This is a genomic window from Mucilaginibacter terrigena, assembly GCF_004168255.1.
Classification (GTDB): domain Bacteria; phylum Bacteroidota; class Bacteroidia; order Sphingobacteriales; family Sphingobacteriaceae; genus Mucilaginibacter; species Mucilaginibacter terrigena.
The window spans coordinates 1-1,191 of record NZ_SEWG01000015.1 but is presented as its reverse complement, the minus strand read 5'-3'; the positions used below and the strand labels follow the sequence as shown (position 1 = coordinate 1,191).

General features: G+C 47.4%; 2 rRNA genes. Both read left to right on the top strand.

From position 1 onward, the window contains the following. Positions 1–668 (top strand): 23S ribosomal RNA (locus tag EWM62_RS19095); the annotation flags it as partial. Between the two features lie 231 nt (positions 669–899). After that, positions 900–1,011 (top strand): 5S ribosomal RNA (gene rrf / locus EWM62_RS19090). Positions 1,012–1,191 lie beyond the last annotated feature (180 nt).

Here is a 1,191-nt window from a genome sequence, read left to right as displayed (position 1 = left end):
GGCGAGAACATTGTTTGGCGGGTAGTTTGACTGGGGTGGTCGCCTCCAAAAAGGTAACGGAGGCTTTCAAAGGTAAGCTCAGTACGCTTGGTAACCGTACGCGGAGTGCAATAGCATAAGCTTGCTTGACTGTGAGGCAGACAAGCCGAGCAGGGTCGAAAGACGGATATAGTGATCCGGTGGTTCTGCATGGAAGGGCCATCGCTCAAAGGATAAAAGGTACGCTGGGGATAACAGGCTGATCTCCCCCAAGAGCTCATATCGACGGGGAGGTTTGGCACCTCGATGTCGGCTCGTCACATCCTGGGGCTGGAGAAGGTCCCAAGGGTTGAGCTGTTCGCTCATTAAAGTGGCACGCGAGCTGGGTTCAGAACGTCGCGAGACAGTTCGGTCCCTATCTGTTGTGGGCGTTGGAAGTTTGAGTGGGGCTGACCTTAGTACGAGAGGACCGGGTTGGACTAACCTCTGGTGAATCTGTTATGCCGCCAGGTGTACTGCAGAGTAGCTACGTTGGGAATAGATAAGCGCTGAAAGCATCTAAGTGCGAAACTAGCCACAAGATGAGACTTCCATTGAGGATCGTAGCAGACTACTACGTTGATAGGTTACAGGTATAAAGGTGGTGACATCAAAGCCGAGTAATACTAATAATCCGAAGCTTTCTCATAGCAGGTAATGAATGGTGGTGCGTAGCAATACGCACCACCGAACAAAACAAAGCTGTTGTTTTCTTAATTATTTACTTCTTTCAATTAATGTCTTAGATATGAGACGTGAGATATAAGACGTGAGATGAAAATCTCCTCAAATACTCCGCTTACATCTAATTAAAATATTGATTTGTTATAAAGGATCATGGGTCTCAAATCCCATATCTCAATACTCAAATCTAAAAACCTTCAGGTGCCTATATCGGCGGTGTCCACCTCTTCCCATTCCGAACAGAGAAGTTAAGCCCGCCAGAGCCGATGGTACTGCAGTAAAATGTGGGAGAGTAGGTCGGTGCCCAATCTTAAGTTAAACCCGTTATCCAAAAGATAACGGGTTTCTTTGTTTATAATATTCCGAACAGAGAAGTTAAGCCCGTCAGGGCCGATGGTACTGTCCGTTGGCCAACGGATGGGAGAGCAGGTCGGTGCCCAATCTTAATCCGTTAGTTAACGGAGTAAACAAGAACCCTTCAACCAAAAG